The organism is Streptomyces sp. NPDC002690 (assembly GCF_053592415.1).
The window spans coordinates 1-3,125 of sequence record NZ_JBSFVR010000564.1 but is presented as its reverse complement, the minus strand read 5'-3'; the positions used below and the strand labels follow the sequence as shown (position 1 = coordinate 3,125).

4 protein-coding genes are annotated in these 3,125 nt (G+C 71.2%); all 4 read left to right on the top strand.

Going from position 1 to position 3,125, the window contains the following annotated elements; genetic code table 11:
• Positions 1 to 999: molybdopterin-dependent oxidoreductase (locus ACWD3D_RS35210; RefSeq protein WP_451464753.1), on the top strand; the 999-nt coding region annotated here is incomplete at its 5' end.
• 105 nt (positions 1,000 to 1,104) lie between these two features.
• Positions 1,105 to 1,749 (top strand): fasciclin domain-containing protein, encoded by a 645-nt coding sequence (locus tag ACWD3D_RS35205; RefSeq protein ID WP_451464752.1) that lies wholly within the window; start codon positions 1,105 to 1,107, stop codon positions 1,747 to 1,749.
• 261 nt (positions 1,750 to 2,010) lie between these two features.
• Positions 2,011 to 2,532, top strand: a complete 522-nt coding sequence (locus ACWD3D_RS35200; RefSeq protein WP_451464751.1) for an SPW repeat protein — start codon at positions 2,011 to 2,013, stop codon at positions 2,530 to 2,532.
• A 37-nt stretch (positions 2,533 to 2,569) separates the two neighbouring features.
• A partial coding sequence (locus ACWD3D_RS35195) for an ADP-ribosylglycohydrolase family protein (protein ID WP_451464750.1) occupies positions 2,570 to 3,125 on the top strand: 556 nt, incomplete at its 3' end.

Sequence of the window (3,125 nt, the reverse complement as noted above, 5' to 3'; positions counted from 1 at the left end):
CCGACAAGACCTCCACGACGGCCTCCGACAAGGAGACCGCCAAGGAGACGAAGCCGACCGCAGCGACCCCCACTCCCGGCCCCAGCCTCTCGGAGTCGCGGGATCAGCTCGTTCGTCACCCCGAACAAGAGCTTCTACCGCGTCGACACCGCGCTGGTGGTGCCCCGCGTGGACGCCGGCCGCTGGCGGCTGCACATCCACGGCAAGGGCGTCACCCGCCCGCTGACCCTCGGCTATCAGGACCTGCTGTCCCGTCCGACCGTCGAACGGGACATCACCCTGGCCTGCGTGTCCAACGAGGTCGGCGGACCGTACATCGGCAACGCCCGGTGGATCGGGGTACGCCTGGCGGACCTGCTGCGCGAGGCCGGGGTGAAGCCCCCGTCGAAGGGCGGTCCGGCCGACCAGCTCGTCTCGCGCTCGGTCGACGGAATGACCATCGGCACGCCCGTCGAAACCGTCATGGACGGCCGCGACGCGATGCTCGCCCTCGGCATGAACGGCGAGCCGCTGCCGTTCGAGCACGGCTTCCCGGTGCGGATGCTCGTCCCCGGTCTCTACGGCTACGTCTCGGCCTGCAAATGGATCGAGGACATCGAGCTGACCACCTTCGACGCGTACGACGCCTACTGGGTCAAGCGCGACTGGGCCCGGCGGGCGCCCATCAAGACGGAGTCGCGGATCGACACCCCGCGCCCCTTCGCCTCGCCGAAGGCCGGCACCGTGCCGGTCGGCGGTGTCGCCTGGGCCCAGCACCGGGGCATCTCCCGGGTCGAGGTCCGGGTGGACGGCGGCGACTGGCACACCGCGCGGCTGGGCGCGGCGGACGGCCGGGACACCTGGCGCCAGTGGGTGTGGGAGTGGCCGGCCACCTCCGGCCACCACACCCTCGAAGTCCGCGCGACCGACGGCACCGGCGCCACCCAGACCTCCCACCGCGTCGGGACCGTCCCCGACGGCGCGACCGGCTGGCATTCGGTGGTGGTCGACGTGTCCTGAGCCCCTCTCACCACCTCGAAGCCCGCACTTTCCCGTTCCACGACCGAACCGCCCGGGCCGCTCGACCGCCCGGGCAGGCACCACCATCCGAACCAGGAGAACTCCATGAACGCCCTGCACCTCCGTCGTCTCGCCGTCGCCGTCTCGGCCGCCGCCGTACTGCCGCTGGCCCTGACGTCCTGCTCCTCCTCCGACACCAAGGACACCGCCGCCGGCGCCGGGGCCGACAAGGCGTCCTCGGCCAGTGCGTCGGCGAGTGCCGCCACTCCCGCCGACGAGCCCTTCGGCCCGGCCTGTTCCTCCGTACCGAAGAACGGCGCGGGCTCCTTCGACGGCATGGCGCAGGACCCGGTCGCCACCGCCGCCTCGAACAACCCGGACCTTGCCACCCTGGTCACCGCGGTCAAGGCCGCCGGGCTGGTCGACACGCTGAACAGCGCCGAGAACATCACGGTCTTCGCGCCGACCAACGAGGCGTTCGCCAAGGTCCCCAAGGCCGACCTGGAGAAGCTGCTCGCGAACAAGGAGGAGCTGACCAAGGTCCTCACCTACCACGTGGTCGGCCAGAAGATCGCCCCGAAGCAGCTGTCGAACGGCTCCTTCGACACCCTGGAGAAGAGCAAGCTGACGACGTCGGGCTCGGACATGACGTACACCGTCAACGACAGCGCGAAGGTCGTCTGCGGCAACGTCCGGACGGCCAACGCCACGGTCTACATCGTCGACTCGGTCCTCATGCCGCCCCAGTAACCGGCGGGCCCCGATGAGGGCCGGATCACCATGAGGGGTTTGCCGGGCATCGTGCCGCCACCCGGCAAACCCCTTTCGCGCGGGCCCTGTTGGCCGCCCCGGGAAACGCGCCGTGCTTTACGCAGTCAGCCACCTGTGGCCCCGGCGCGTAAATGAGGGATAAGCGCACCATGGGGAAAGAGGTACCGCTCGCGCCCCGGGCTCACGCTCCGGATCAGGCCGGCGGCGGGCGGGCCCACGGGACCGTAAAGGAGACGACTCATGTCCGACCTCTCACACACCCGTGCCGACACCCGTGCGGACGCGCATGCCGACATGGCGGACCACCCGGACATCCCGGAGATGCGCGAGCGGTACAACCGCACGCTCGGGGGCCGCGACGTCGCCCTCGTGGACGCGCCGGTGTTCCTCCTCGGTCTGTACTGCGCGGTGTCGCCCTGGGTGCTCCACTTCACGTCGAGCCAGCCCGCGCTGGTGCAGCACAACCTGATCATCGGTATCGCCCTCGCCGTACTGGGACTCGGCATCACCGCCTCGCCGTCCCGGATGTACGGCCTGAGCTGGGCGATCTGCGCGATGGGCGCCTGGATGATCGTCGCACCGTGGATCGTGGGCAGCAGCCCCGATCTCGGCGTCATCCTGAACAACGTCATCATCGGCGGACTCGCCGTGGTCCTGGGGCTGATCTGCGCGGCCGCCTCGATGAAGAGCGGCGGATCGACAGGCGGCAGAGCCGGGACGACGGCCACCACGGGACGAGGAAAGGCGGGTTTCCGGGACTGACGGTGTCGACAGACGCGCGGGCCGTAGGGTGCCTCCCATGGGGCGGGGGGACAGGCAGGACCGGGTGGTGGGCACCGTCGTCGGCTCGGCGGTCGGGGACGCACTGGGAGCCCCGTTCGAGTTCGGGCCGGCCGGAGTCTGGTCGGCCCGCTTCCCCGACGGCACCGGCACGATGTGCGGGGGCGGCGGCTGGGACCCGGGCGAGGCGACCGACGACACGCAGATGGCCGTGCTCGTCGCCGAGTCCCTGCTGGAGCGGGACGGGCTCGACCTCCCCGACATCTTCGACCGGTTCCGCCGGTGGGCCGGCGCCGATCCCAAGGACATCGGCATCCAGACGGAGACCGTTCTGCTCGGCGGCGACCCCTGGGACCTGGCCGCCGCACTCCACTTCCAGGTGGAGGGCCGCGCGGCGGGCAACGGCTCGCTGATGCGGGCGGCCGGATCGGCCGTCCGCTTCGCCCGTACGGCAGGGCCGGACCCCGGCGACGGAGCCGGCACCCTTGCCGTACCGCTCCGTGCCATGCGTGCCATCCCCAGCTCGATTCTCGTGTCGGGCGCGAACCGCCCTGGACGTTCGAGGCGGAGCGGGC

Coding starts and splice junctions, on each gene's coding strand:
- ACWD3D_RS35205 (WP_451464752.1), top strand. CDS start 1,105: ATGAACGCCCTGCACCTCCGTCGTCTCGCCGTCGCCGTCTCGGCCGCC.
- ACWD3D_RS35200 (WP_451464751.1), top strand. CDS start 2,011: ATGTCCGACCTCTCACACACCCGTGCCGACACCCGTGCGGACGCGCAT.